The 26,264-nt window shown below is 41.4% G+C and carries 22 protein-coding genes and 1 pseudogene; 13 read left to right on the forward strand and 10 right to left on the reverse strand.

The window, feature by feature from the left end:
- Window positions 1-38: 38 nt before the first annotated feature.
- Both H2672_RS08810 and H2672_RS08815 read left to right on the forward strand, forming a co-directional pair.
- Complete coding sequence (locus H2672_RS08810) at window positions 39-725, forward strand: VCBS repeat-containing protein (protein WP_222439346.1); 687 nt, start codon at window positions 39-41, stop codon at window positions 723-725.
- Window positions 726-1,395: 670 nt separating this feature from the next.
- The gene (locus tag H2672_RS08815; RefSeq protein ID WP_186670942.1) at window positions 1,396-1,812 is read left to right on the forward strand and encodes a DUF3888 domain-containing protein; all 417 of its coding nucleotides are present in this window, start codon (window positions 1,396-1,398) and stop codon (window positions 1,810-1,812) included.
- Between the two features lie 584 nt (window positions 1,813-2,396).
- Here H2672_RS08815 and H2672_RS08820 read toward each other — a convergent pair.
- Both H2672_RS08820 and H2672_RS08825 read right to left on the reverse strand, forming a co-directional pair.
- On the reverse strand, window positions 2,397-3,917 hold the full coding sequence (locus tag H2672_RS08820) for a CoA-acylating methylmalonate-semialdehyde dehydrogenase (protein WP_186670943.1): 1,521 nt from the start codon (window positions 3,915-3,917) through the stop codon (window positions 2,397-2,399).
- Window positions 3,918-3,939: 22 nt separating this feature from the next.
- Window positions 3,940-5,301 (reverse strand): aspartate aminotransferase family protein, encoded by a 1,362-nt coding sequence (locus H2672_RS08825; protein ID WP_186670944.1) that lies wholly within the window; start codon window positions 5,299-5,301, stop codon window positions 3,940-3,942.
- 338 nt (window positions 5,302-5,639) lie between these two features.
- Here H2672_RS08825 and H2672_RS08830 point away from each other — a divergent pair, with 338 nt between their 5' ends.
- The 9 genes from H2672_RS08830 (at window position 5,640) to H2672_RS08870 (ending at window position 17,117) form a co-directional block, all read left to right on the forward strand.
- On the forward strand, window positions 5,640-6,878 hold the full coding sequence (locus tag H2672_RS08830; RefSeq protein ID WP_186670945.1) for a Zn-dependent hydrolase: 1,239 nt from the start codon (window positions 5,640-5,642) through the stop codon (window positions 6,876-6,878).
- 71 nt (window positions 6,879-6,949) lie between these two features.
- On the forward strand, window positions 6,950-8,353 hold the full coding sequence (hydA, locus tag H2672_RS08835; RefSeq protein WP_186670946.1) for a dihydropyrimidinase: 1,404 nt from the start codon (window positions 6,950-6,952) through the stop codon (window positions 8,351-8,353).
- Window positions 8,354-8,381: 28 nt separating this feature from the next.
- Window positions 8,382-9,725 carry an NAD(P)-dependent oxidoreductase gene (locus H2672_RS08840; protein WP_255485619.1) on the forward strand — a complete coding sequence of 448 codons (1,344 nt, stop codon included), beginning with the start codon at window positions 8,382-8,384 and terminating at the stop codon, window positions 9,723-9,725.
- 12 nt (window positions 9,726-9,737) lie between these two features.
- Window positions 9,738-11,000, forward strand: a complete 1,263-nt coding sequence (gene preA, locus H2672_RS08845) for an NAD-dependent dihydropyrimidine dehydrogenase subunit PreA (RefSeq protein WP_186670948.1) — start codon at window positions 9,738-9,740, stop codon at window positions 10,998-11,000.
- Between the two features lie 57 nt (window positions 11,001-11,057).
- On the forward strand, window positions 11,058-12,515 hold the full coding sequence (locus H2672_RS08850; RefSeq protein WP_186670949.1) for an NCS1 family transporter: 1,458 nt from the start codon (window positions 11,058-11,060) through the stop codon (window positions 12,513-12,515).
- A gap of 18 nt (window positions 12,516-12,533) precedes the next feature.
- Entirely contained in the window at window positions 12,534-12,740 is a 207-nt protein-coding gene (locus tag H2672_RS08855; RefSeq protein WP_186670950.1) for a hypothetical protein, read from the forward strand.
- A gap of 753 nt (window positions 12,741-13,493) precedes the next feature.
- Window positions 13,494-14,969, forward strand: a complete 1,476-nt coding sequence (locus H2672_RS08860) for a protein adenylyltransferase SelO (RefSeq protein ID WP_186671120.1) — start codon at window positions 13,494-13,496, stop codon at window positions 14,967-14,969.
- A 138-nt stretch (window positions 14,970-15,107) separates the two neighbouring features.
- Entirely contained in the window at window positions 15,108-16,556 is a 1,449-nt protein-coding gene (locus H2672_RS08865) for a DEAD/DEAH box helicase (RefSeq protein ID WP_186670951.1), read from the forward strand.
- A gap of 60 nt (window positions 16,557-16,616) precedes the next feature.
- Window positions 16,617-17,117 (forward strand): GNAT family N-acetyltransferase, encoded by a 501-nt coding sequence (locus tag H2672_RS08870; protein ID WP_186670952.1) that lies wholly within the window; start codon window positions 16,617-16,619, stop codon window positions 17,115-17,117.
- A 149-nt stretch (window positions 17,118-17,266) separates the two neighbouring features.
- On the opposite strand, the gene H2672_RS08875 is transcribed toward H2672_RS08870, so the two are convergent.
- The 5 genes from H2672_RS08875 to H2672_RS08895 all read right to left on the reverse strand — a co-directional run bounded on the left by H2672_RS08875 (window position 17,267) and on the right by H2672_RS08895 (window position 21,500).
- Window positions 17,267-17,728 (reverse strand): hypothetical protein, encoded by a 462-nt coding sequence (locus tag H2672_RS08875; RefSeq protein ID WP_186670953.1) that lies wholly within the window; start codon window positions 17,726-17,728, stop codon window positions 17,267-17,269.
- 380 nt (window positions 17,729-18,108) lie between these two features.
- On the reverse strand, window positions 18,109-18,771 hold the full coding sequence (locus H2672_RS08880; RefSeq protein ID WP_186670954.1) for a ribonuclease H family protein: 663 nt from the start codon (window positions 18,769-18,771) through the stop codon (window positions 18,109-18,111).
- A gap of 245 nt (window positions 18,772-19,016) precedes the next feature.
- The gene (locus H2672_RS08885) at window positions 19,017-20,492 is read right to left on the reverse strand and encodes a DHA2 family efflux MFS transporter permease subunit (RefSeq protein ID WP_186670955.1); all 1,476 of its coding nucleotides are present in this window, start codon (window positions 20,490-20,492) and stop codon (window positions 19,017-19,019) included.
- 66 nt (window positions 20,493-20,558) lie between these two features.
- Window positions 20,559-20,978, reverse strand: coding sequence for a MarR family winged helix-turn-helix transcriptional regulator (locus H2672_RS08890; protein ID WP_186670956.1), 420 nt, complete (start codon window positions 20,976-20,978; stop codon window positions 20,559-20,561).
- Window positions 20,979-21,275: 297 nt separating this feature from the next.
- A complete protein-coding gene (locus H2672_RS08895; protein ID WP_186670957.1) occupies window positions 21,276-21,500 on the reverse strand; it encodes a small, acid-soluble spore protein tlp in 225 nt (74 codons plus the stop codon).
- A 282-nt stretch (window positions 21,501-21,782) separates the two neighbouring features.
- Here H2672_RS08895 and H2672_RS08900 point away from each other — a divergent pair, with 282 nt between their 5' ends.
- Window positions 21,783-22,709, forward strand: a complete 927-nt coding sequence (locus H2672_RS08900) for a dipeptidase (protein WP_186670958.1) — start codon at window positions 21,783-21,785, stop codon at window positions 22,707-22,709.
- Window positions 22,710-22,827: 118 nt separating this feature from the next.
- Here H2672_RS08900 and H2672_RS08905 read toward each other — a convergent pair.
- From H2672_RS08905 to H2672_RS08915, 3 genes and pseudogenes are all read right to left on the reverse strand, one after another.
- Window positions 22,828-23,079 (reverse strand): annotated as a pseudogene (locus H2672_RS08905) (PTS sugar transporter subunit IIB); the annotation flags it as partial.
- 77 nt (window positions 23,080-23,156) lie between these two features.
- Window positions 23,157-23,639 (reverse strand): PTS sugar transporter subunit IIA, encoded by a 483-nt coding sequence (locus H2672_RS08910; RefSeq protein WP_186670959.1) that lies wholly within the window; start codon window positions 23,637-23,639, stop codon window positions 23,157-23,159.
- 250 nt (window positions 23,640-23,889) lie between these two features.
- The gene (locus H2672_RS08915) at window positions 23,890-24,156 is read right to left on the reverse strand and encodes a YqhV family protein (protein ID WP_218624999.1); all 267 of its coding nucleotides are present in this window, start codon (window positions 24,154-24,156) and stop codon (window positions 23,890-23,892) included.
- 422 nt (window positions 24,157-24,578) lie between these two features.
- Here H2672_RS08915 and H2672_RS08920 point away from each other — a divergent pair, with 422 nt between their 5' ends.
- The gene (locus tag H2672_RS08920) at window positions 24,579-26,222 is read left to right on the forward strand and encodes a glycerol-3-phosphate dehydrogenase/oxidase (RefSeq protein ID WP_186670960.1); all 1,644 of its coding nucleotides are present in this window, start codon (window positions 24,579-24,581) and stop codon (window positions 26,220-26,222) included.
- Window positions 26,223-26,264 lie beyond the last annotated feature (42 nt).

Raw genomic sequence — 26,264 nt, forward strand, 5'->3', positions numbered from 1 at the left:
TGTGAACAGGAGGGATTGCATTTTACGAGAACCGGAGATTGTTAGACTGGAAGATAGGGGATGTAAACGGAGATGGTGTTTTGGACACTGTCTATTTATATGGTAATGTCGATGGATCACCAGGTATTTTTGCCGATAACATTACGCTTGTTATTCGAGATGGGCGATCTACTAAACGTACAACCGTTCATTTCAAAAACAACGCGGGATATAATGCAAGGTTGTTCCTAGGCGATTTTAACAAAGATTCTGTACCTGACATTATGGTGAGTATCGATACGGGTGGTAGTGGGGGATATGGCATCTTTTATATTTATTCCTTTAGAAATAATAGTTTACATGAACTATTTAACGTCGATGACTATAATGGAAAATACGCATTCCAAGCAAATTTTGAGGATTTCTATAAAGTACGTGTTGAAAGTCCTCGGCTTAATGTGTTGTTCACCATAGACATCAGCAACAAAGGCCATGATTACTTATCGGAGTATTACAACGATAATGGGCTACTAAAAAATCCAGTACAGGGCGGGGTTCTTGCTTTAGGAGCGTTATATCCAATTATTACGAATAACAAAAGCTACAATTTTGATTTAGTAGCTCTACAGCGCATTATTGGACCAACAAATGCAGATACATTAGGCTATGTTGAAAATCTATTGACGTGGAAAGACACCCAATTAATTTCAAATCGGTTGTCATTATCTATACCTAGTACAAATTAGTTTGGAAGTCCTTCATTACCTCTAATATGTAGATCTGTCGCAAGTTCATTGAACATGCGATAGGTCTTTTCTTCGATTTTATTATAATATGCAACATCTGTTGATTAACCATTTTATTACATGGGTTACTTGTACTAAAAGCGGGAGAATACCTATTTTCACTTGTACCTATTCGGCTCGCTTTGGACATAATGGTTACGACAACTTTACTGGGGGCTATATCCTTTTCAGTAATCCTGTTGCGACTATCTTTCCGCCGCGTATCTACAATGTTCAAGTGAAAAATGCAACTACTTTAGAAGATGAAAGAATAACTACCTTTCTATAGAGGTTGCAAGTGCCCAAAGATGAAATTTCGGGCACTCTATCGCTTTTAATAAAGCCTTCCCTGCTAATTTTAGTAATGATCATACAAGTTACTGCGTAATGCCCTATAGAAAGTGACACTTACTTAAAATCGAATAGGAAATGCTATAAATATGCATTCAGCAGCCAAAATTCCATCTTTGGCTGCTTTTTGCTAGATAGAAAAGTGGTGACTCACTCGTCCTCAGGGGCTTTAGCACTTAGTGTACTTGAGCTAACGGAGAGCGACGGATGAAACAGCGTTTAATAAAAAATGGAATTGTGGGAAGGGTAAGAAGTAAACACAAAACTGAGGTGAATCTTGATGATTAAGAAATACTTATTTTTATTGGGGTCAGGATTTTTATTTTTGGTATTTACTCTTACGCAAGTTGTTAATTCAGAAACCGTTTTAAATGAAGAAGGAATGTATGCCACGACAGAGGATATTATTTTAGACATTTTATTCCCGATTATTGACAATAGGGTGGTAAAAGAGTATGGGCAAGATACCCTTTTTGGCTGGGAATGGAAAAGGATTGTTGATATAACTTACAATGACAATCATTCCTACGATGTTTCTATAAGAATTGAAATTCCTTCAAAAAATCCTGATGATTATAAAGAAGACCTAGTTAAGGTAAGGATATCTCCACCCTGTGACAGTGATAAGTTAAATAAGTTGAGATGTGATCATGGATTCAAAATTGAAATAGTAGATTATAAACATTTATCCCCGTGAGGATAGCACCTTTTACTCAATTAAATGGTGTTTTAGGTAAAGGAGAGTAACTACTTAGGTAACTATGTTGACATGAAAAATTCTACCAACACGCTCGGCTCTTGGGGATGCCTCCCCAAGAGCCGAGCGTTGTTGATGAAATACTTTAGTCCAACGTATATATTATTAAAATGAGTTTACTAGACAGACACCCATATTTTTTGTTTGTTTCTACTACTTTTTGTCATCGGATAACGATGTAGAGCGATCATCCAAATTACGATTTAAAGTAGACTTACTAATTCCGGTCGTTTCTTTTATGTGATATAGCGTAAAAGTCTTGCTGTCATACATTGCTAAAGCCAGCTGTGAATTGTTATCTGTTGATCCCGCTTATTGTTTGGAAACGGTTTAAATAGAAAAAAGAACATCACAAAACCTAATGACAGAAGCAGGAAAGTCATGATCCTGCATCAACTAGCATATGAAATACGAAAAAGTATAGTTTGAGAGGCTTACACCTTGTTTTATTGAATAGAAAACACCGGAAATCCATCGACCAAAACTCGGCGGGATTCCGGTGTTAGTTTATTTTACGCGCACCATCAGTCGTTGTTACTTGGAAAAGCAAATGTTGACGCGGATTCGCTGTTTTCTTCAAACCACTTTTCTGAAATGGTTTTGGTCTTGGTGAAGAAGCGAACTTGGTCAGGCCCAAACATATGCCCCTCACCGAATCTAGAGCGTTTCCAGCCTGCAAAGTTATGATAACCAACAGGAATTGGAATTGGCACGTTTATCCCAACCATACCGACGTCAATCTCCGTTGTAAATTTGCGAGCGGCCGCCCCGTTATTTGTGAATATTGTGACACCGTTACCGAGCTCATGTGCATTGGTTAAGTTGATTGCTTCCTCTAGTGAATCTACCCGTACTACGTTACGAGCTGGACCGAATACCTCTTGCTCATAAATTTCCATGCCAGGTTTGACGTTGTCTAATAGGGTAGGACCTAGATAGAAGCCGTTTGAATTTTCAGCGATGTCTGGGTTGCGACCATCACATACGAGTGTAGCGCCTTCTGCTAGGCTCCGGTCTATAAAGCCAATTATTGCGTCCTTTGATTGCTTTGTAATAACGGGTCCAAAATCAACGTCTGATTCTGTGTATGGACCCACTTTCAATTTTGCGATTTTATCGGCAAGTACTTTGACAAGGTTATTCGCTGTTTCTTCGCCAACGGGAATGATTGTGGAAATGGCCATACAGCGCTGGGAAGCGGCTCCGAAAGCCGCCCCTAAAAATGCGTTTGCGACCTGTTCCAAATCTGCATCAGGCATGACGATCATATTGTTTTTCCCGCCACCTAATGCCGTAACGCGCTTGCCGTATTTTGAACCGGTCGTGTAAATAGTATCAGCGACTGCTGTGGAGCCGACAAACGAAATGGCTTCAACAGCAGGGTTTTCTAATAGCTCGTTGACCGCATCCTTGTCCCCATTGATGACTGTCCAAACACCATCTGGTAAACCTGCTTCTTTCCACAGTTCCGATAAAAATAATGCGGAGCAGGGAACGCGCTCGGACGGCTTTAAAATGACAGAATTGCCGACTGCGACCGCCATACAAGTCATGGCAAGTGGCACCATCACTGGAAAGTTGAATGGGGAAATCGCTGCAACAACGCCGAGTGGTGCTTTTGCGGAATAAGCATTAATATTCCCACCAACATTGACGGAGTACTCGCCTTTTAATAGGTGAGGGGCATTGATGGCCAAGTCGACGGATTCTATACCACGTGTGATTTCACCCCTGGCATCCTCGATTGTTTTCCCGCTTTCGATACAAATGATGTCGATGAGCGCATCCATACGTGCGGTCATCAATTGACGAAACTTCATAACAATTTCAACGCGTTTGCCAACCGACAGGGCGCGCCATGCTGGAAAGGCTGCTTTGGCTGTTGCAATTGCGCCTTGCACTTCCTCTTTCGTTGCAATAGGGACGCGTGCAATCACTGCCCCAGAACTTGGATTGAAAACATCTGAGAAATGACCACTTGTGCCTGCAACGATTTCACCATTTATAAAATGCCCAAGTTCTTTTACCTCTGTATTCGTTACCATATATTCATTTCCCCCTTGTGTTTTATGCTTTTGGCAGTAGTTCATTTAAAGCGTGCGTAAGTTTTTCAACAATCAAATCTTTTTCTGCTAATGAAATAATCAGTGGTGGAGCGAGTGTTAACGTATTGTTAAAGCCCGCAACTGTGATACCATTTTTCCCGATGATTAACCCTTGTTCTTTACATAGAGCGATGACTTTGTTGACGGCGGTACCATCAAGTGGCGCTTTGGTGTTTTTATCACTCACAAGCTCAATGCCAATCAGTAAGCCTTTCCCGCGGATGTTACCGACGTTTGGATGATTCTTTAGGCGTTCTTGTAGTTCTGTATGGATAATTGCGCCCATTTCTTCTGAGCGAGCAAATAAATTTTCATTTTCCATGATTTCGATATTTTTGAGGGCAACTGCACAAGCCGCAGGAGAACCACCGAATGTGTTGACGTGGCGGAAAAAGTCGTACTCCTCGCTTCCAGCAAAGGCCTCATAAATTTCGCGACGCACAGCTGTAGCAGATAACGGCATATAAGCGCTCGTTAAGCCTTTTGCCATTGTGACAATATCCGGCTGAATGCCATAGTTTTGGAAGCCAAATGCTTTGCCTGTACGTCCGAAGCCGCAAATTACTTCATCAACAATAAGCAGCGCCCCATGCTTTTCACAAACTGCTTTTACCCCACGCAAATAGTCCTCATGCGGCATAATCACGCCGCCGCCGGTAATAATAGGCTCGAGAATAACGCCGGCAATCGTCTCGGAAAATTCCCACGTCATGACATTATCAATCGCCTGAACAGACGGTAGAGCAGCTGCTTCTGTAATATGATCTTCGTTTGCACGGTAGGCATCTGGTGGTGCAACATGAATGAAGCCGGGTGCTAACGGTTCGTATTTATATTTGCGCTGTGCTTGCCCTGTTGCTGCTAATGCCCCCATTGTATTGCCGTGGTAGGCACGATAGCGAGAAATAAATTTGGTGCGATTTGTGTGACCTTTTTGCTGATGGTATTGACGTGCGATTTTGAACGCGGCTTCATTCGCCTCTGAACCACTATTAGAGTAAAACACAACATAATCATCGCCTAATAATTCGCTGATTTTTTCGCTTAGTTGAATGGCAGGGATATGCCCAACGGATAGGGGAGTATAGGCATTTTCCAGTAATTGCTCGTAAGCGGCTTTGGCGAGTTCCTCTCGACCGTAGCCAACGTTCACACACCATAAACCAGACATGGCATCTAAATAACGTTTCCCATCAATGTCCGTTATCCAAGCGCCTTTGGATTTCTGAATGATTGTCGTCGCGTTAGGGTTGTAGGGCTTCATGGAATGCCATACATATTGTTCATCTTTTACTTGCCAATTTTGACTCGTTAAATTCGTCATCGGACATCATCACTCCTCATTTAGATTATGCTGTAAATCTCCACTAATTCATTGGGTAGGTAAAACATGATTAAATCAATTCATTCTTCTGTGCTACTACAAATACCACTTCGATTCAAACCGCATTGTCCAACTACTAATAACTACTTTGGGAATAGAGTTTCCTTTATTATTTTGCCAATCATTCCGTAACAGCCTCTTATTATATAAACAAGCTCCTCAAAATATGCGTCGGCACCTATTTTCTTAGTATTATTTCTGCACAGTCCGAATACACTTTACTTGATAGTTTTTAACCTAAATTCCTAATTAATAACTATGAAAGAGAGGACTAGCATATGTATAAATGTAATAGTAATCGATTGCAGGGGTTAATTGAACAGTTCAGTCAATTTGGTGCAACTGCCAATGGGGGCGTAACCCGTTTGTCCCTTTCAAAAGAGGATGTATTTGCAAGAGACTATTTTTGTGAACTATGCATTGAGTTAGGCATGGATATTCAAGTAGATGATATGGCAAATATCTATGCGATTCTACCAGGAAAAAAAGATTGCCCACCAATTGTAATGGGATCACATTTAGATTCGGTTGAAAAAGGTGGCAGGTTTGATGGTGTCTTAGGTATTTTAACAGCAATAGAGGCGATACGAACGTTAAAGGAAAACGATATTGAGCTCGAGATCCCATTAATGCTTGTGAATTTTACGAATGAAGAAGGTGCGCGCTTCGATCCGGCGATGATGAGTTCTGGTGTTATTGCTTCAAAGTTCAGTAAAGAAAAAATGCTACAGTCTATCGATAAAAATGGCATTACTTTTAAAGAAGCATTACAGGCGAGTGGTTACGCGGGGGAGCAAGGAAATCGTTTAAAAGAAGCCCTTGCATATATTGAGCTGCATATTGAACAAGGACCGGTATTAGCAGCAAAGCAACGTGAAATTGGTGTAGTCGAAGGCGTTTTAGGCATGGTGTGCTATGAAATTACCGTGACAGGTGAATCAAATCACGCTGGCACAACGCCGATGTCGATGCGTAAAGATCCGATGATTGTGGCGTCTCGTATAATTTCGTCTTTGCATGAGCAACTGGGCAAAATCGACGAAGAACTTGTGTTCACATTTGGGCGTATGAACGTGGCACCAAATATTCATACAGTCATTCCGAACGAAGTAGTGTTTACCATGGATTCGCGTCATCAAAATCCAGAGGTGATGCGCAAAGTGGAGAAGCTATTGACAGGCTTAGCTTCAGAGGAAAACGGTTGCCACATTCGCTCGGTCAAGCTATGGGGGCGGGAAACGGTATTTTTTGATGTAGCTATTTGCAATGAAGTGGAAAAGTCATGTCGTGACTTTGGTTATTCCTTCCGTCGAATGTTTAGTGGGGCGGGGCACGATGCGCAGTATATCGCGAGCATCATCCCCTCGGCAATGATTTTTGTTCCAAGTATCAAGGGGAAAAGTCATTGCGAGGAGGAAGAAACGACATTTGAAGACTGTGCAAAGGGGGCAGACGTGTTACTGGAAACCGTGTTGACACTACAAACGAAGTTCAGCAAGGGCAAAAAAACACACTAAACTCAAGATGAGCCAGCATATTAATAGATTTCGCTAAACTATACATTTATTAATCGAAGGGTGAGGGTAGTATGAAAAAAGTGATAACAGGTGGACTCATTGCGACAGCAACAGATATGTATGAGGCAGATATTTTAATAGAGAATGGCAAAATCGTGCAAATCGGCAAAAACTTATCAGCTGACGGAGCGGAAATTGTAGATGCAACGGGTAAATACGTGATGCCGGGGGGGATTGATCCGCATACACATTTGGATATGCCCTTTAACAACACGGTGACAGACGATGATTGGAAGTCGGGTACAATTGCGGCTGCCTTCGGTGGCACGACGACCATTTTAGATTTTTGCTTATCTGCGGGTGAAGAAAAACTTGCGACGGCTGTGGAAAAGTGGCATGTAAAAGCAAAGGGCAAATCAGCCATTGACTACGGTTTCCATTTAATGATTAGTGATTTAACGCCTGAAACAGAGGCTGAGTTACCGTTGTTACTAGAGCAGGAAGGGATTACGTCTGTCAAGGTGTTCATGGCTTACGCGAAAGAATTCCAGGCGACAGACCGTACGCTGTTCAAAGCCTTTAAAATCGCTAAAGACGTGGGCGCTGTTGTCATGGTGCACTGTGAAAATGGCTCAGTCATCGACGAATTAGTAAATGCAGCGAAGCAAGCAGGTCAGACGGCGCCAATTTATCACGCACTGACGCGTCCCGCAGAATTAGAGGGTGAGGCGACGAAACGAGCCATTGAACTAGCGCATATCGCAGGAGCCAAGCTTTATGTTGTACATGTTACCTGTAAAGAGGCACTAGATGAAATTATCGCAGCGCGTGAAAAGGGCTATGACGTGTATGGGGAAACTTGTCCACCCTATTTAACGCTTGATCAGTCAGCGTTAGCACAGCCAGGCTTCGAGGGGGCGAAATATGTTTGGTCACCACCTCTTCGCCCGAAATATCATCAAGAGCATTTGTGGAATGCGTTAAAAGCCAAGCAACTGCAAACAATTGGCTCGGACCAATGTTCATTTAGCTTTAACGGGAAAAAGCAATTAGGGTTGAATGACTTTTCTAAAATTCCAAATGGTGGACCGTTTATCGAAGATCGTTTCAGTATTTTATTTTCTGAAGGTGTGGCGAAAGGGCGAATTACCATCAATGACTTCGTCGATATGATTTCGACAAGTGCCGCAAAAATTTTCGGCTTATATCCACAAAAAGGAACGATTGCTATTGGTTCTGACGCGGATATCGTCATTTTTGATCCTACGGTAAAACGTGAAATTTCAGCGAACACCCACCATATGAATGTCGACTACAACCCGTATGAGGGCTGGGAAGTGACAGGAGAGCCTATTAGTGTACTTGTACGTGGTGAATACGTCATTAAAAACAAACAATTTGTAGGAGCATTAGGCAGTGGCCAATATATAAAGCGTGCTCTACAGCCGTCGACTGCACAAACAATTAACGTGTAAACATCAATCCATGGGGGGGAATGTTTCAATGTCTTCGCAACTCGAACGGAATTTTGTGGAAATGAATAGCAGGATGACAAAAAATGAAGCTTTAGAAGAGGCTAATCGCTGTCTGTACTGCTATGACGCACCTTGCATTACAGCATGTCCGACAAGTATTCAAATTCCGAATTTCATCAAAAAAATTGCTTCCAATAATATGAAAGGTTCGGCCATGACGATTATGGAGGCAAATCCGGTTGGTGCAAGCTGTGCGCGAGTATGCCCCACAGAGGAATTATGTGAAGGGGCATGTGTGTTAAATTCCTCTACCAAACCTATTAAAATCGGGCACTTGCAACGTTATGCAACAGATTGGGCGATGGAATCAGATGTCGAGCTATTTAAAAAAGGTCTACCAAATGGACAAAAGGTAGCAATTGTTGGCGCTGGTCCGGCTGGTTTATCGGCAGCGCGCGAGCTTAGTCGCTTCGGCTATAGTGTCACAATTTTTGAAGCAGAAGCAAAGGCGGGTGGCTTGGGCAACTACGGCATCGTGTCATTCCGATTACCGAATGATGTAGTGGATTGGGAAGTGGCGCAAGTTGTAAAGCTTGGTGTGGACATTAGAACAAACACAACAGTAGGTGTGGAAATTTCTGCAGAGGAAATTTTAGCGCAATATGACAGCGTTATTTTAGCAGTTGGTATGGGGGCCGTTCCGAATCTTGGCATTAAAGGTGAGGAACTAGCTGGCGTTCATGATGCGATAGAGTTTGTAAAGCACACGAAAATGGGCGCACTGACAGAAGATTTAATCGGTAAACGTGTTGCCGTCATCGGTGCTGGTAACACAGCCATCGATGGTGCAACCTGTGCTGTGCGACTAGGTGCGGAGCAAGTAGACATTCTTTACAGAAGAACAGAAAAAGAGATGACTGCCTATCAGTTTGAATATGAATTTGCCAAGCAGGATGGCGTTGGATTTAAGTGGCTGACAGCGCCGAAACAAATTATCGGTGATGAAGCAGGGACAGTAGTGGGGCTTGAATGCGTCAAGATGAAGCTTGGTGAGGCGGGTGCAGACGGCAGGCAACGACCTGAAGTAATCAAGGGATCTGAGTTTATTATAGAGGTGGACGCGGTCATTAAAGCAATTGGACAAACGCGCTTTGTCTCGCTCATTGAAGCGTTTGGATTACAGCATACGAACGGAGTAGTAGACATTGACGAAACGACTATGCAAACATCGAATGACAAAGTGTTTGCCTGTGGAGATGTCGTGTTCGGCAATGGCCAAGGGGAAGCAATGGTGGTAACAGCTGCACAGCAAGGGAAAGATGCTGCTTACATCATTCATGAGCGTTTAAGAAAACCGAGCGAGATCGCATAGGGGGGATGTAGCATGGCAGACTTACGAATTGACTTTGCGGGGATTAAATCACCAAATCCATATTGGTTAGCATCGGCTCCGCCGACTAATTCGGGCTATCAAGTGCAACGTGCATTTGAAGCGGGCTGGGGTGGCGCAGTTTGGAAAACATTGGGGGAACCAATTTTAAATGTTTCATCGCGCTTTGCGGCTGTGAGCTTTAACGGCCAGAGAGTAGCGGGCTTTAATAATATTGAGCTCATTACGGATCGTCCATTAGAAGTTAATTTACAGGAAATTCTTGAAACGAAAAAAAGGTTTCCTAATCATGCCATTATCGCTTCATTAATGGTAGAGCCACAGCAGGAAAAATGGCATGAGATTGTCAAAAAAGTAGAAGCTGTGGGCGTTGATGGTCTTGAGCTTAACTTTGGTTGTCCACATGGAATGGCAGAACGGGGAATGGGGGCTGCCTCTGGTCAAGTCCCTGATTTGGTTGAAAAGCAAACACACTGGGCGAAGGAAGTTGCACGTACACCAGTTATCGTCAAGCTAACGCCAAACATTACGGATATTACGATGACGGCAGAAGCGGCAGTGCGTGGCGGGGCAGATGCCGTTAGTATGATTAATACGATTAACAGCTTAGCGGGTGTCGATTTAGATTCATGGAATACGGTGCCGCATGTTGCTGGGAAGGGGGCACATGGCGGATATTGTGGGCCTGCTGTCAAGCCGATTGCACTAAATATGGTCGCAGAATGTGCGCGGAATCCTTTCGTCAATGTACCAATTTCAGGCATTGGTGGCATTTCAAATTGGCAGGATGCTGCGGAATTTATGCTGATGGGTGCAACAGGCGTACAAGTTTGTACAGCAGCGATGCACCACGGATTTAGTATTGTCGAAGATATGATCGATGGACTTAATAATTATCTGGATGAAAAGGGCATTGCCTCGGTCATGGATTTAGTCGGTAAGTCGGTCCAACGTTATTCTAACTGGGGTGACTTAGATTTAAACTATAAAGTTGTTGCTGAAATTAATAATGATGTGTGTATTAATTGCAATAAATGCCATATTGCGTGTGAAGATACGTCACATCAATGTATTGACATGTACACAGAGAGTGGTCGTCCAATGCTAAAGGTCCGTGAACAAGACTGTGTAGGCTGTAATTTATGTTCGATTGTGTGCCCAGTAGACGGCGCGATTTCGATGGTCGAAAGAATGTCCACTATTGCGCCAATGACTTGGAACGAACGTCAGTCACTTATCAGCAGTTTTGATCGATAAAATAGAGATCAATTGTTTGGTCGTAAACTGGAAATCTACTATAGGGGAGAGACATGAATGGCTAATGGTGGAGATTATTTAAAATCACCAGATTTACTTCCAGTGACACATCAAAAAAGAAGTATCGGGACATTTGGTTTTGCAGTGATTTGGATAGGAATGGCTATCGTTTTAGCCGCCTTTGCAATTGGCGGATCAGGTATTATTAGTTTGTCATTGCCGATGGTCATTTTAGCGACTTTGATAGGTTCCGTATTAATAGGCATATTGATGACGTTAATCGGTGATATTGGAATTGAACACGGCTTGTCCTTCCCGGTTTATATGCGTGCCCCATTTGGCACAATTGGCACGCATATACCGTCGCTCGTTCGTGGGGTGACAGCTGCTTGTTGGTTCGGGCTGAACACCTATTTTGGTGCAATGGCCATCAATGGGATTTTGAATTTATTATTCGACTTTAATAATTGGTTTATATGCTTCCTTGTTTTTGCGGCATTACAGTTATTTAACACATCGCTAGGCATTAAATCCATTGAGCGCTTTGCGGATTTTGCTGCGCCGGTTATTATTTTAATATCGTGCTGGATGTACATTACGCTTGCGGATCAAGCTACGGCTTCAGGCAAAGATGTGTGGACTTGGATGGAGTTACCGACAACAGGAATGGCAGCTTTTACAGCATTCATGGTTGTGATGATGGCGAACATGGGGTTCTGGGCAACGTTAGCAGCTGATATGCCAACACTATCCCGATTCTTTAAAGCACCAAAAAATGAACGCAATTGGTTCAAGCGTAATAAGACGCAGTTAGTTGGCTCTTTGATTGTGATGCCGATTACCAATACATTTATCGTAACCATAGGTGCAGTGGCTTACATGGCAGTAGCATCTGCTGATCCGATAAATGCCTTGCAGCAAAGTGCAAGTGGAATTGTGTTAGGGATTTTATTGCTAATGATTGTGTTAGCGCAATGGTCTACAAACACGTCCGCAAACGTTATTCCTGCGGCAACGATATTCTCAAACATTGGTGGACCAAAAGTGCCATTCGGGGCTGCTGTAATAATCGCGGGGGTTATTGGGATTTTAGCACAGCCGTGGAGCTTATTTGGCGTCTTAGTAGATGCGCTATTAATCATTGGTGGTATTTTAACAGCAATTGTGGGGATATTATTCGCCGACTATTATTTAATCCGTAAACGTCGTGTGAACGTAAAAGATCTGTATGAGTTAGACGGCCAATATAAGTATATGAATGGCTTTAACTTAGCGGGGTTAATTGCTTGGGTGATTGGTGGAGCCTTAGCGAATATGTTCCCAACGTATTCAGCATTAGTGGGCTTTTTCGTGGGGGCAATTGTGTACTATGTCTTGGCGAAATATTGGTGGTTCAAAAAGTACCCGCAAGCCGAACTTAACGATCCTAGTGACGCCAAGTATTTAGGTATTACAGTTGGTCACGATTGGGATGATATCATCGCGCAAGAAATCAAAGCAAAAGGTGCTGAATAAGAAAAGCGAGGTGCGTGTATGTCGGATCATTTACTTAGCATGGATGAAATGAGACAAGTAGATGACTATTTAGAGAGGGGCTTTAAAGTCCATTATGTATATGAAAATTTAAGCGGGATGTTTGTCGAGTTTGGACGGCAGGAAGAAGAAGTTTGTTTGCAGATTCTGACCGCCGATGCGCGTAAATATTTTGCGGCAAAGCTCCAAGAACAAACGCAGTTGTAGTAAGGTATGTCAATTTAATATGAAGTGGCAAAAACTCTATTCTATTACCTACTAGAATAGAGTTTTAATGTTGTTCTTTTGTCTTCTTTGGCAAAGGGGTGGCCAATTTAAAAGTATCAATTTAGGTGATTATAGGTATGTGTTCTACGGAATGAAAAGCGTTACTAGATAGTTTTATTGTGACAGATACTTACTCACTCGGATTTGTTCTATATTAACATTGTTGTCTTGGTGCGGATTACGATTGTTTGTCACGCAGATACTCAATCTAGAACAAACTAGGTGCATATTTAATGAAGTAATATATAACGTATAGCCAGCTCAAACAACCATGTATAATTGCCCAACCGATTGACTTGTATGCTGTGTATGAAATAACCATGGAAAGACAAGTGCCGAAACTAATGCCTTTTTTAAGGACGTTTACTGTTCTTTGATTTTGATATTCTTTTTTCCGTATCTTAATTCCCCCCAGTTTGAATTCGAAATAATCGTCAACAGAATAGTAGTTCATTTAATTAAGTTTAACAGGTTGAAAAAGTAGATTACACTAGCAGGTATTAACTCTATACTCTGAAATTCAAAACTTAGACGAGGATGATATGAAAGTGATATCCAATTGAAAGCGGAAGGACAACAAGAATCGGTGCGTTATTTAGAAGAAATATATAGGGTATAATGAATTATCAGAAGTGGATACTACTAGTGATGAACTTACAAATAAATAAATGCGTAAAGAAAGTAGGCGAACCGATGATGAAGAGAAATGAAGCGATAGACGCGGGATGGAACTTAGACAACAGTTATGCTCATCTGCCAGAAATGCTTTTCACAATAATAGATCCAAATCCTGTACGCACTCCGGAGTTAATTATAGTTAATGATTCTTTGGCGACATCCCTTGGATTGAATATCGAATCGATTCGAAGCAAGGAGGGCATTGCGATATTTGCTGGTAACGAGGTTCCTGAAGGCGCTTTGCCGCTTGCTCAAGCTTACGCGGGGCATCAATTTGGGCATTTTGCAAGGCTAGGCGACGGCCGGGCCATGTTAATTGGCGAACAGATTACGCCTTTAGGTGAACGGTTTGATATTCAGCTTAAAGGTTCGGGCCGAACACCTTATTCTCGCGGTGGCGATGGCCGGGCGGCACTTGGACCGATGCTGCGTGAATATATCATTAGTGAATCTATGCATGCGCTTGGTATTCCTACCACACGTTGTCTAGCGGTGGTGACAACAGGTGAATCCATCATCCGTGAAACCGACCTTCCTGGCGCCATTATGACTCGTGTGGCTGCCAGTCATCTGCGCTTTGGAACTTTTCAATACGTTGCAAAATGGGGCACGGATGAGGAGCTTCGAGCTCTGGCTGACTATGCACTAGAGCGCCATTTCCCTGACGTTGAAGCGGATGATAATCGCTACCTTGCGCTACTTCAGGAAGTGATCAAGCGTCAGGCCGCCTTGGTTGCCAAATGGCAATTGGTTGGTTTTATCCACGGAGTGATGAATACCGATAACATGACGATAAGTGGGGAGACCATCGATTATGGTCCTTGTGCATTCATGGATACCTATGACGCGGCAACGGTTTTCAGCTCCATTGACGTCCAAGGTCGCTATTCTTATGGCAATCAGCCGAATATTGTCGGGTGGAATCTTGCGCGATTCGCTGAAACGCTAATACCACTACTGCATGAAGAGTATGCGGAGGGTGCCAAACTGGCGCAGGATGCTATTTCAGATTTTCCAGAGCAGTATCACGCGAATTGGCTTGCGGGAATGAGAGCGAAACTAGGGGTATTTAATGAAGAGATTGAGGATGAATCCCTTATTGAAGACCTTCTTCATATGATGGAGAAGAATCGAGCTGATTATACGAATACTTTCCGCGCATTAACCTTTGATAACTTGAAGGATATGGCCATTTTTGAGACTCCGGAATTTGCCGAGTGGCATGAGTTATGGCGGGCAAGACTAGGTAGGCAGCAGGAATCGAAGGTCAGCTCTGGGCAGTTGATGCAAGACAGCAATCCTGCACTAATCCCACGGAACCATCGGGTAGAAGCTGCACTAGAAGCCGCCGTGAACAAAGGTGATTATGGTGTGATGGAGCGGCTACTTGAAGTTCTTTCAAGTCCGTATGCGTACACTCCTGGCCAGGATGATTATTCCACTCTTCCTGTGCAATCAATAAGCCCGTACCAAACCTTTTGCGGTACTTAATAATTTGCTTTTAAAATCCGGTTCCAGCTGCTACCACAATTCAAAGAGCATGAATTATATCGGTAACTGGCACCGGGTATGATGCTACACTTAGTTATAAAAAAATAGGGTCAAATAATAATAAATGAGGTTACTTATATGAATGATAGAAGTTTTGAAGATTATAAATTAAGCGATGAAATAAAAAGGGCTCTTGTTTTCTTGAAATATGAAACGCCTACAGAGGTTCAAAGTGAAGTCATACCGAGGGCGCTTGAAAACCAGGATCTCATAGTGAAATCTCAAACGGGTAGTGGCAAGACGGCATCTTTTGGCATCCCGCTTTGCGAAATGATTGATTGGGAGCAGGAAAATCCACGGGCATTAATTCTCACACCTACCCGAGAGCTTGCCGTTCAAGTTCAAGAGGATGTAACAGCTATCGGGAGAGTTAAAAGAATTAGAGCTATGGCGGTTTACGGCAAAGAATCCTTTAGTAAACAAGAGGAAGCGTTGGAACGAAAAACGCATATTGTTGTCGGTACACCTGGGCGTGTGATGGACCATATTGAAAGAGGAACATTACGTGCAGATGAAATAAAATACCTGATTATAGATGAAGCTGATGAAATGCTGGCCATGGGCTTTGTCGCCCAAGTAGAAGCTATCATAAAAAAACTTCCGTTAAATAGAGTAACGATGGTATTTTCTGCCACATTCCCTAAAGCTGTTGAAAAACTTTGCCATAACTATATGAAAACCCCTATTTCTATTCAAATTGCTTCTACGGGAATCACAACGAGTGCGATTGAACATCGTGTAATTGAAGTGAATGAGGCTGGGAAAATGTCATTGCTGAAAAATGTTACTGTTGTTGAAAACCCTGATAGCTGTATTATCTTCTGCAGAACTAAAGGGCATGTGGACGCCGTGTTTAAAGAGTTGGAAAGATCAAACTATTCTTGCGAGAAAATTCACGGTGGAATTGTACAAGAAGACCGATTTGCAGTTATGGAAGGCTTCAAAATGGGGAATTTCCGTTATCTTGTAGCGACTGATGTGGCCGCAAGGGGAATCGATGTAGCTAAAATAACACTCGTGATTAACTATGACGTTCCCATGGAAAAAGAGAGCTATGTTCATCGAACTGGCAGAACCGGTCGTGCTGGTCATAAAGGAAAAGCAATAACGTTTGCAACCCCGAGTGACAGCAAAACACTTAAAGCAATTGAAGCATACATTGGCTTTGAGATTGCTATCGGGGAAGCGCCGACACAGCAGAAAGTAGTCGTTGGAAAAAATGCATTCGAGGAAAAAGTCAGTGGTCGTCAGAAATCCCAAAATACAATTCAAGTACAATCAAACAAGGATGTCATGAAACTCCATTTCAACGGCGGAAAAAAGAAAAAGCTTCGAGCCGTAGATTTTGTTGGGACAATTGCGAAACTTCCCGGCGTAACAGCAGATGATATTGGACTTATTACGATTCACGATGAGTTGACTTATGTGGATATTCTGAATGGCAGAGGTTCATTAGTTTTGCAGGCCATGAAAGAAGCTACGATTAAAGGAAAGAAGCTTAAAGTTAGCAAGGCTAAAAGAATTTGATTTTTTAAAGGTGAGCAATTAGTACCAAGTAACTAATAAAAATGGGAAGGGGAACTGGCAATGCGATTGGTAAGACCATCCATCGAATGGAAAAACGAGCATGAAGATTATTTGAAAGAGTGGGATGAACCTCGGATGACGCCGAGCAGTTTTAATTTAGCTGGTTACGAGAACTATGAAGTTTATTTGGATGCGCTGGAAATCCGGGAAAGTGGGGACGGAAAGTGGGTGCCTAGCACTAACTATTTCTTGGTAGATGATACTGATAGAGTGCTAGCGATGGTTGACATAAGGCATAGTCTGACAGATTATTTACATAATGTCGGCGGACATATAGGGTATGGTGTGAGACCTGCGGAAAGAAGGAAAGGTTATGCGACACTGATTCTTGCAGAGGCATTGAAGAAATGCGATGAACTTGAAATCGATCGGGTACTGGTAACTTGTAATGATGACAATATTGGATCTGCAAAAACGATAGTGAAGAATGGCGGCATTGAAGACAAAAGCTTTATTGAAGAAGATGGAACGGTGGTTCGGCGTTTTTGGATAGAGAGATAATTGCATGGATGTTGTCCCAATCTTGAAAATGACCGTGAAACTTTAAACAATCATGATTTTTTAGTACATATGGCTGCAATGCTAATGGGTACTGAAAAAACAACCCAGAAGTATGAGGTACTTCTGGGTTGTTTTGGGGGGATTTGAAATTAAATGAATGGTACATTTAACTTCATAAGGTCTTTTTGGTTGAAGGTTAAACCGGGAAGAGTTAAAGTCGCTGCATTTATTGCAAAAGTATTGGCAATAACATTTGGACTTCCAGGATGAAAAATTCTAACTTCATAGTGGAACGGTGTAACTGCTTGACTTAAGTTTTTGTGTTGATTCGGTAAAAGTGTTATTAATTGATTGAGCAGGATTACTGGACTGCCACTATTCCAATTGATAACTTGTACCCTTACTTGAAATGTTTTAGTTGGATCAAGGTTAGCCACTTCAATATGAGCTGCTGTTTGGTCAACAACTGTATTTAATACACCTGTAGTTAATACCATAGGTTTTAATCTAGGATGATCATTACATGGGTCTTCACACCTGCGCCTATGATTAACATTAGATGTGTAATCATGGTAATACCCAGACTTGTCTTCATTTTTATAATCACTCATTTTCTCACCTCCTTGCATGTAAGCTATTACTAATATATTAAAATTGTTGAAAAGTGTTACAAGTTGTCCCGTTTTCCAGGAATTTATTTTACGGGAATAATGATTTTTATCAAAAGTTGGAGCATTATTTGACAACGGGGGAAGGCGATGGGGAAAGTTGTTTTTACTTAGAATTAATTTCGAACTATGAAAAAATGACTCTTGCCAATTTATTCATAGTTGACTGGTGATTGCAGTTTTCGCAAACAAAACGGCAGGATAAAAAAACAAATTCACGAAGAATTACCGACTTCAATTTCATGTATATCTAATAAACAGTCATGAAAGCTAGACTTTCATGACTGTTTAGAGGTATTCTTTACATTGTTTTTTTGCACTCACTAATCCTCTGTGATTTCACTCGTTGCCGTAATCAAGACTCCATTAAGCGCCTGTGTTGCCAGCCGATCCGCTTCTGAATTTAATTTCCGCTGCACAAGTTTATACTCAGGTTGGATGCCGAGCTCTTTCAGCTTTTCTTCTATCCGGTCTGCCCAGCCCGACAGAACATTTTCGAATGTCGGCCATTCCTCGGTCAGCTGGTTAATCACCACCTGGGAATCGCCGATGAATTGGACCGGTAGATGATGGACATTTAAAAGCTCAAGCTCCTGCAGGCATAAGTAGAGTGCCGCATATTCAGCCTCATTATTAGATGTGAGTTCGGCAGAAGGTGCATTTCGCCGCAGCCTGTAGGATTTCCCACTCTGCTCATAATAAATAACGCAACCCATACCCGATGAACTTGTCTCGCGGTCGAAGCCACCGTCGAAATAAACCGTGATGTTATGTGGTTCGGTTTCGATTCCTTTCAAATAGCCCTTCATCTCTTTGACCGACCACGTGCTGTCGAAGCGATCAACGAATGTTACGCTTTTGGTACGCCCAGTCCGCTCCAGGTCTTCCGCAATCACTAGTGCTTGCGCTGCCGGCATCTCTTCAGAGCGAAAGACGGTTTCCGAGCCTCTCGATAATCTGTAAATCCATTCGATGAGAACATTCATAACCATTCCTCCTATATCAGTAAGTCTGTCTATCTAGTCATTTCATTTTTTAACTGACAAATCCTAACCACTATCAGTTTACCCGATGCAGTCCGAATTTATGAAACGACTCAACTTGTCAGCAACCCATTCAGAAAGCAAACTGCGTAAATATAGAATAAAAACCAGACATTCGAGTAAATGTCTGGTTTTTGATTGTTTTTATTCAGATGTGTGGAGTAATTGTCATCCATAAGTGCTCTTATTTAGCCTCTACCAACTAGTACTTTTTTATTTTTCTTCGTAATCGAAATAGCCAACAAAGTCATGGCAATTAGACTAATAATCGCAAATATAGTAGCAGCTAAGAAGGCGAAATTAATACCGTGCAGTAATCCATCTGCAGAAATTATGCTCAACTGTTCTGATGTCGGATTTCCTCCTGCCGTATTTATAACTTCTTTCGACACAAATAAATTCGTTTGAGTCGTCATAATGGTCGTCATGACGGCTGTTCCAATTGCGCCTGCAATGGCCTGAAGTGTATTTTGCATGGCTGTGCCATCACCGTGTAATTTACTTGGCAATGAATTTAATCCGGCAGTCGTAAGTGGCATCGTTAAGAAAGTGAGTCCAATCGACCGAACGAGATAAATAACTGCGAGTAACACGATTCCAGATGTATACGTCAAATTGGTATAAGCTGCGGTTGTACCGACAAGTACAACTGTGCCGAAAATACCTATCCACTTGATGCCGTATCGATCATACATTCTTCCAGCAATCGGTGACATAATCGCCATGGCGATACTTCCTGGTAATAGAAATAGACCTGATTCTAATGCAGTCATTCCACGATTACTTTGTAAATAAATCGGGATTAAAATCATTGCTGCATACGTAACTCCGTTTACAAAGAAACTAATAATGATAGAAAATGTAAATTCAATTGACTTAAATATTTTTAAATCAATGAGCGGCTCTTTTGTATTCAGTTGTCGTATGACAAATAATATAAGTGAGATTACACCTATAGTTAGGGGGATTATGACAGTCAAACTGCCCCAACCCGCTTTGCCAGCTATACCAAACCCGTATAAAATACCGCCGAAGCCGAACGTTGACGTAATAACGCCCAAGATATCTAACTTGGCAGGTCGTGGCTCTGAGACGTTTTTCAGCACAAAGAAAGCGGCGATTAACGCTGATAGAGAAAATGGTAAAATGGCGAAAAAGATAAAGCGCCATGATAAAGTCGTAATTAAAAAACCTGAAAGCGTAGGGCCGATTGCCGGTGCAAACATAATCGCAACCCCAACGATTCCCATTGCAGCACCGCGCTTCTCCATTGGGAAAAGTCTGAACACAACACTAATTAATAAGGGCATTACAATTCCTGCCCCAATCGCTTGCACAACACGTCCTGTTAAAAGAAGTGTAAAGCTTGGTGCAATCCCACAAATTAGCGTACCGATTGAAAAAACAATCATCGATGTAAAAAATAGTTGACGGGTTGAAAAACGAGCCATTAAAAATGCCGTAATTGGAATAAAAATTCCATTCACCAGCATATACAATGTAATCAACCATTGCGCAGTTGCTGTGGACACTTTAAATTCCTCTGATAATGTTGGTAATGCAACGTTTAGTACTGTTTGATTTAAAATTGCCGCAATCGCACCGATTAACAGCACTGTTAAAATCGGTCCTGTTTTAAAAGTAGTTGTTTCTTTAATTTCCAAATCAAATGAACTCCCTTTTCAAATAAATCTTATTTATTTAGTATGCTAAGTAATTGAGTAAAATAATCATGTATTTAAGTTGGCTTCGATTTTTTGTAGGAGACGTTTCAATATTGTTCGGTCCTCTTGGCTTATGTCATTCAACATTTTTTCTTGATGATTTCGCCATATTTCTGCGATTGAATTTTCAAGTGCGCTTCCTTTCTCCGTTAAGAAAACCCTTGTCACACGTCCATCCACCGCATCTTTCGTTCTAGTCACAAGTCCATATTCTTCTAGTTTTTTCACCATATTTGTTAAGGTCGGCGGTTCACAGCCCATGAGTTCAGACAACTCTGTTTGGCTCGCACCGTCTTTCTTCCACAGTTGCCAAAGCAGATGATCTTGCCCGACGTGGATTTTAACCTCTCTTAACGAATCTGCATAATCTTTTCTTGATTTCGCAGACGTTTTCGCGAACAATATGCGAATGTCTTCCTCAATCATGGTATCAATCCTTTATAAAATAATTAGCCTGCTAACCATACCTTAAATTGAATACCTTTGTCAATGAATTCACGGGTATCCCATTCATGAAGATAGTCAGAAAGTTAGGGTGAAATGCAGAGTGAACAGTGGGTATTTTAGCTTGGCTCGTGGGAAATCTTCAAATAGAAAATGACCCACCGTGGTCCGCATTGGTAAGAGGCGTGGTGGGTTTATCCCGTTAGCTACAACAATTTGCACAGTTTTATACACGTAGTAGAAATGAACAAGTATGCATAGTGTCGCATAAACCTATATTTACATCCTTTTTATATACCCGTTAATCCGTGATTTTTCTTCTGCACTTATTTCAGTTCGCAATCCTTCAATGCTTTCTTTCCGTCGCTCGTTTTTCTCCTTGATTGCAGCAAGTTCTTTTCCTTCAGCGAATTCCATTGCTACTTCTGCTGCTTCCATATTGCTGATGGTTTTCTTTAGCCTATTTACATTGTCATCTGAATCATTTGGTTTGATGCTAGTCATTATACTTCCTCCTTCATTTTCTAATAAAACCTTCAAGAGATAGCGTTCCCAACTTTTGAATAACTATTTATAGCGTTTAAAACCTTGTATCCATCATTGTACATGACAGGTTCTTCTTCAACTTTGGAATTTTTTCACTGTGTGGATGAAGTTGAAAAACTATTACTAATTTGCTATTATCAGTATTGACAGATATTTCTAATCATTAGTGTTCCTCGAGTACCTGGAATCTAAAGGCGGAGTAATGTTTGTGGGGATAAGCGGTGAAAGGGGGAAAATAAATTGAAAATTATCGACTTACATTGTGACGTATTGCTGAGATTATATCAATCAAAGGGGAAAATGAAGTTTCAAGATTCGTTGGAACTTGATACGAGTTATGAGAAATTAATAAAGGGTGGAGTAAGGGTACAAGCATTCGCTATATTCGTTTATCCCGAAATGAAATCAGATCAGAAATTCCAAGCTGCTTTAGATCAAATCCATTATTTCTATACAGATGTACTTGGGAACAATCCGAATATGAAACTGGTCAAGGACTGGAGCGATTTCGATCGGTTAAAAGACGGAGAAATTGGAGCGATGTTGACACTTGAAGGTGTGGATGCAATCGGAAACGATCTGCAAAAGCTATCTACTCTCCATCAATTGGGCGTCCGTTCGATTGGACTAACTTGGAACAATGCTAACTTGGCAGCAGATGGAGCGGGGGAACCACGTGGGGCGGGACTTACGTCGTTTGGCAGAGAGATTGTTCATTTCAATAACGAACATAAAATTTTGACCGATGTTTCCCATTTATGTGAAAAGGCTTTTTGGGATGTCATGAAAGAGGCAAATTATCCGATTGCGAGCCATTCGAATGCTAAGGCGCTATGCAATCATGTTCGTAATCTGACAGATGAGCAGGCAAAAGCGATGTTTGCAAAAAATGGACTTGTCCATGTTGTCTACAATCCGCCGTTTGTGAAGGAGACAGGGGAAGTAGCGATAACAGACCTTATCGAACATATTGACCATTTCTGTTCTTTAGGGGGAGAGAAACAAATTGGATTAGGCTCAGACTTCGATGGTATTTCTTCGAAGATTGTTAAGTTAGAAGATGCATCTATGCATCCGAATTTACTAAATGAGTTGCTAAAAAAATACAGTGAAGAGACGGTCAAAGGTTTTGCCTACCAAAACTTTATGGATCATCGTCCAAATTGAACGCTGATTATTAACTGAAACAGACTAAGTGAAATAGTAGAATGTACCAAGAAATAATGACGAAAATACAAAAAAGACCGAGTCTGCAGAGACCCGGTCCATTGATAATCATCCGTTATTATTTGCGGATTTTTTCGATTTCATCCGCAACGAATTGTACACTTGTTCCGACAATAACTTGAATACTTTTTGGACCTACCACATTAATTCCTGGTACACCCGTATCTTTAATTTTCTTTTGGTTGACCGCCTTCATATCTCTTACCTCTACGCGTAAGCGAGTTGCGCAGAAGTCGATAGATGTGACGTTTGCGTCTCCGCCTAAACCATCATAAATCTTAGCTGCCATGCCCGAGAATTTAGTTCCGCTTGTGGCGCTTGCTACTCCGTCTACTTCCTGACCTTCTACATCCTCACCTTCTTCGCTTCACTGGAATTAACAGTGCATCACTTAGGAGAAATGGTCATTAGAACCGTTTCCCCCATGATGCCTTCTTTTGTAACTTCCAACTGCACATTTCTTTCCGCGCTATTTGTAATCACGATAGGCGTAATAATGCTTTTTGCATGTTCACGGATGTAGTCCCAATCTACTTCGATAAGGGATTGGCCAACTGAAACCTTGTCGCCTGCTGCTACTAAAACTGTAAATCCTTCCCCTTTTAATGCAACCGTTTCCAAACCAATGTGGATGAGGATTTCTGTACCATCATTTGAACGAAGGCCAATCGCGTGCTTTGTGTCCGATACGAGAACGACGGTTCCTTCTACAGGTGCATGGATATTTCCATTGTCCGGCATGATAGCGATTCCTTCGCCCATCATTTTTTCACTGAAAACTGGATCAGGTACTTGGTCAAGTGGAACGATTTGCCCGTTAACGGGTGCGTAGATTTCTAATTTACGTTTTTTAAATAATTTTGATAACATGTCTTTGAACTCCTTTTTTTTCGTAGATGTGAACTGCGTATGCTTATTTATATTGCAAAGGCTTAAAAAGCAGAATAGAAAAAGGCATGGGGTAACACAGAAGAATGTTGAAAAACTTCTAAGTTTACCACCATGCCTGATCGTGTCAGTAACATGTGATCTGCTATTAAACCTCTATTCAGAGAATAACACCGAACTTATTATTATGCAATAGAAACGTGAAGGTTTAAGGAAATACTTACTTAGCTCGTTATTTAGATTTTAAACTGATAAGAATGAGTGTAATACCACCAAATAGGCAAATCATTCTTGTTAATGAAATCTTTTCAGATAGACCAACCAATGCTATTCCAGTCGTAATAATTAGAATGCAAGGGCCTACTAAAGCAAGTAGGGTGTTAATATAAAAGGCTTTTTCTAAATCATTAAACTTTAACATAAACATTGCTGCTGTGATATCAATACTTCCTGATACAATTCGCAATATAATTATGAAAAGAAGTGCTTTTTCTATCAATAAATAGGACGCCCCCAGCCTTTGATATTCATCTTATGTAATAAATGTTAGTACCTGACCCTTACAGTAGTTCCTATAGTGTATGTATGCTTACCAACTAAATATGTTGAAATAAAGAATTCCATTGAATCCGCTGCGGCTATCCTTTGAAAGGCGGTTTCGCTGTTTAAATAATTAGTAGAGAAATATGTATTGGTCTTAGATTGATCCTTCTACGGGGGAAGAGTGGTTTTTTATGGATAAGAGAAAAGTGATGAAACAAACTATTTTGTGATTATTTGGATATATGATAGACTAGACTTAAGTTAATAGATTAGGTTTAAGCTAATGAGAGACCCCAGGGAATGGTTGCCTATCGCAACTGATTACTTGAGGTCTTTTTTCACTTATAATACACCATATTTTAGAAGAGGATGAGATAAATGACAAGTTTTTCATCACTGGAACGAGAAAAAACAGTTGATAAATTAGCAACAGAGGAATTTGATTTACTAATTATCGGAGGCGGAATTTCAGGTGCTGGAATTGCTTTAGACGCAACGGCGCGCGGGTTGAAAACAGCGCTTGTCGAGATGCAGGACTTTGCTTCTGGCACTTCAAGCCGTTCGACAAAACTAGTTCACGGTGGATTACGGTATTTAAAACAATTCCAAATCAAAGAGGTAGCGGAGCTTGGAAAAGAGCGAGCAATCGTCTATGAAAATGGACCACATGTTACGACCCCAGAATGGATGGTCCTTCCTTTTCATAAAGGAGGAACATTTGGCAAATATTCGACTTCCCTGGGTTTGAAAGTATATGACTTTCTTGCAGGCGTTAAGAAATCGGAAAGAAGAAGGATGTTAACGAAAGAAGAAACACTTGAGAAAGCACCGCTTGTAAAAAAAGAAGGATTATTAGGCGGCGGAATTTACGTCGAATACCGTACGGATGATGCTCGCCTAACAATAGAAGTTATGAAAGCGGCCGCTGAAAAAGGTGCAACCATAGTAAACTACGCGAAAGCGGAAACCTTTATTTACAGTCAAGGAAAGATCACAGGGGTGCAAGTGTTAGATACAATAACAACTAAAAAAGTTACTATTAAGGCGAAAAAAGTTGTCAATGCGGCTGGACCTTGGGTAGATGATGTGAAAAGGATTGAAGGTAAGACTACGACTGAAAAACACTTAATTTTATCAAAAGGGGTGCATCTCGTATTCGACCAAAAAGATTTTCCACTCCACCAAGCAGTTTATTTCGATACTCCAGATAAGCGTATGATTTTTGCGGTGCCTCGTGATGGAAAAGTGTATGTGGGAACAACGGATACATTCTACGAAGGGGATCCAAAAGTGATGCAAATTACGGAAGAGGATCGCTCTTATATCTTAAACGCCATTCATTACATGTTCCCAAGCCTTAAATTGACAGCAGAGAACGTCGAGTCGAGTTGGGCAGGCGTTAGACCGCTTATCCATGAATTAGGCAAAAGTCCATCCGAAGTATCAAGAAAAGATGAAATTTGGGAATCGGAGAAAGGTCTCATTACAATTGCAGGTGGGAAATTGACGGGTTATCGTAAAATGGCGGAAACCGTAGTGGATAAAATCGTTGCTCAACTTGGTCAGGAAGAAATCCGTCATTTTAATAACTGTGTAACAAAGAATTTACCAATCTCAGGTGGAGATATGGGTGGTTCATCAAACATGAATCGTTTTATGGCCCAAGCGATTGAGAAAGGTCAATCAGTTGGATTTTCAGAACAACATAGCCGTCACTTGGCAACTCTTTATGGCACTAATGTTGATAAGGTGTTTGCGATTCCCTTCGAAGCACACACAGGAATTCCACGTATTCTTTATGTGAAACTAAGGTACGCTATCGACCATGAAATGGTTGTTAAGCCAACTGATTTCTTTGTTCGGAGAACGGGGGATATGTTCTTTACTATTGCCAATGTTAAAGCTGGGAAAACAGATGTGTTAGATGAAATGGCATACATTTTCGGGTGGACAGATGTAGAGCTTCAACGCTATGAAAAAGAACTGGTGGACGAGATTTCTACTGCAACAACTGTTAAATAAGGTATTGTAGAATAGTTAATTAAATCGGCAACAAGATGTAAT

Source organism: Sporosarcina sp. BP05, from assembly GCF_014282005.1.
In the GTDB taxonomy this organism is placed as follows: Bacteria; Bacillota; Bacilli; order Bacillales_A; family Planococcaceae; genus Sporosarcina.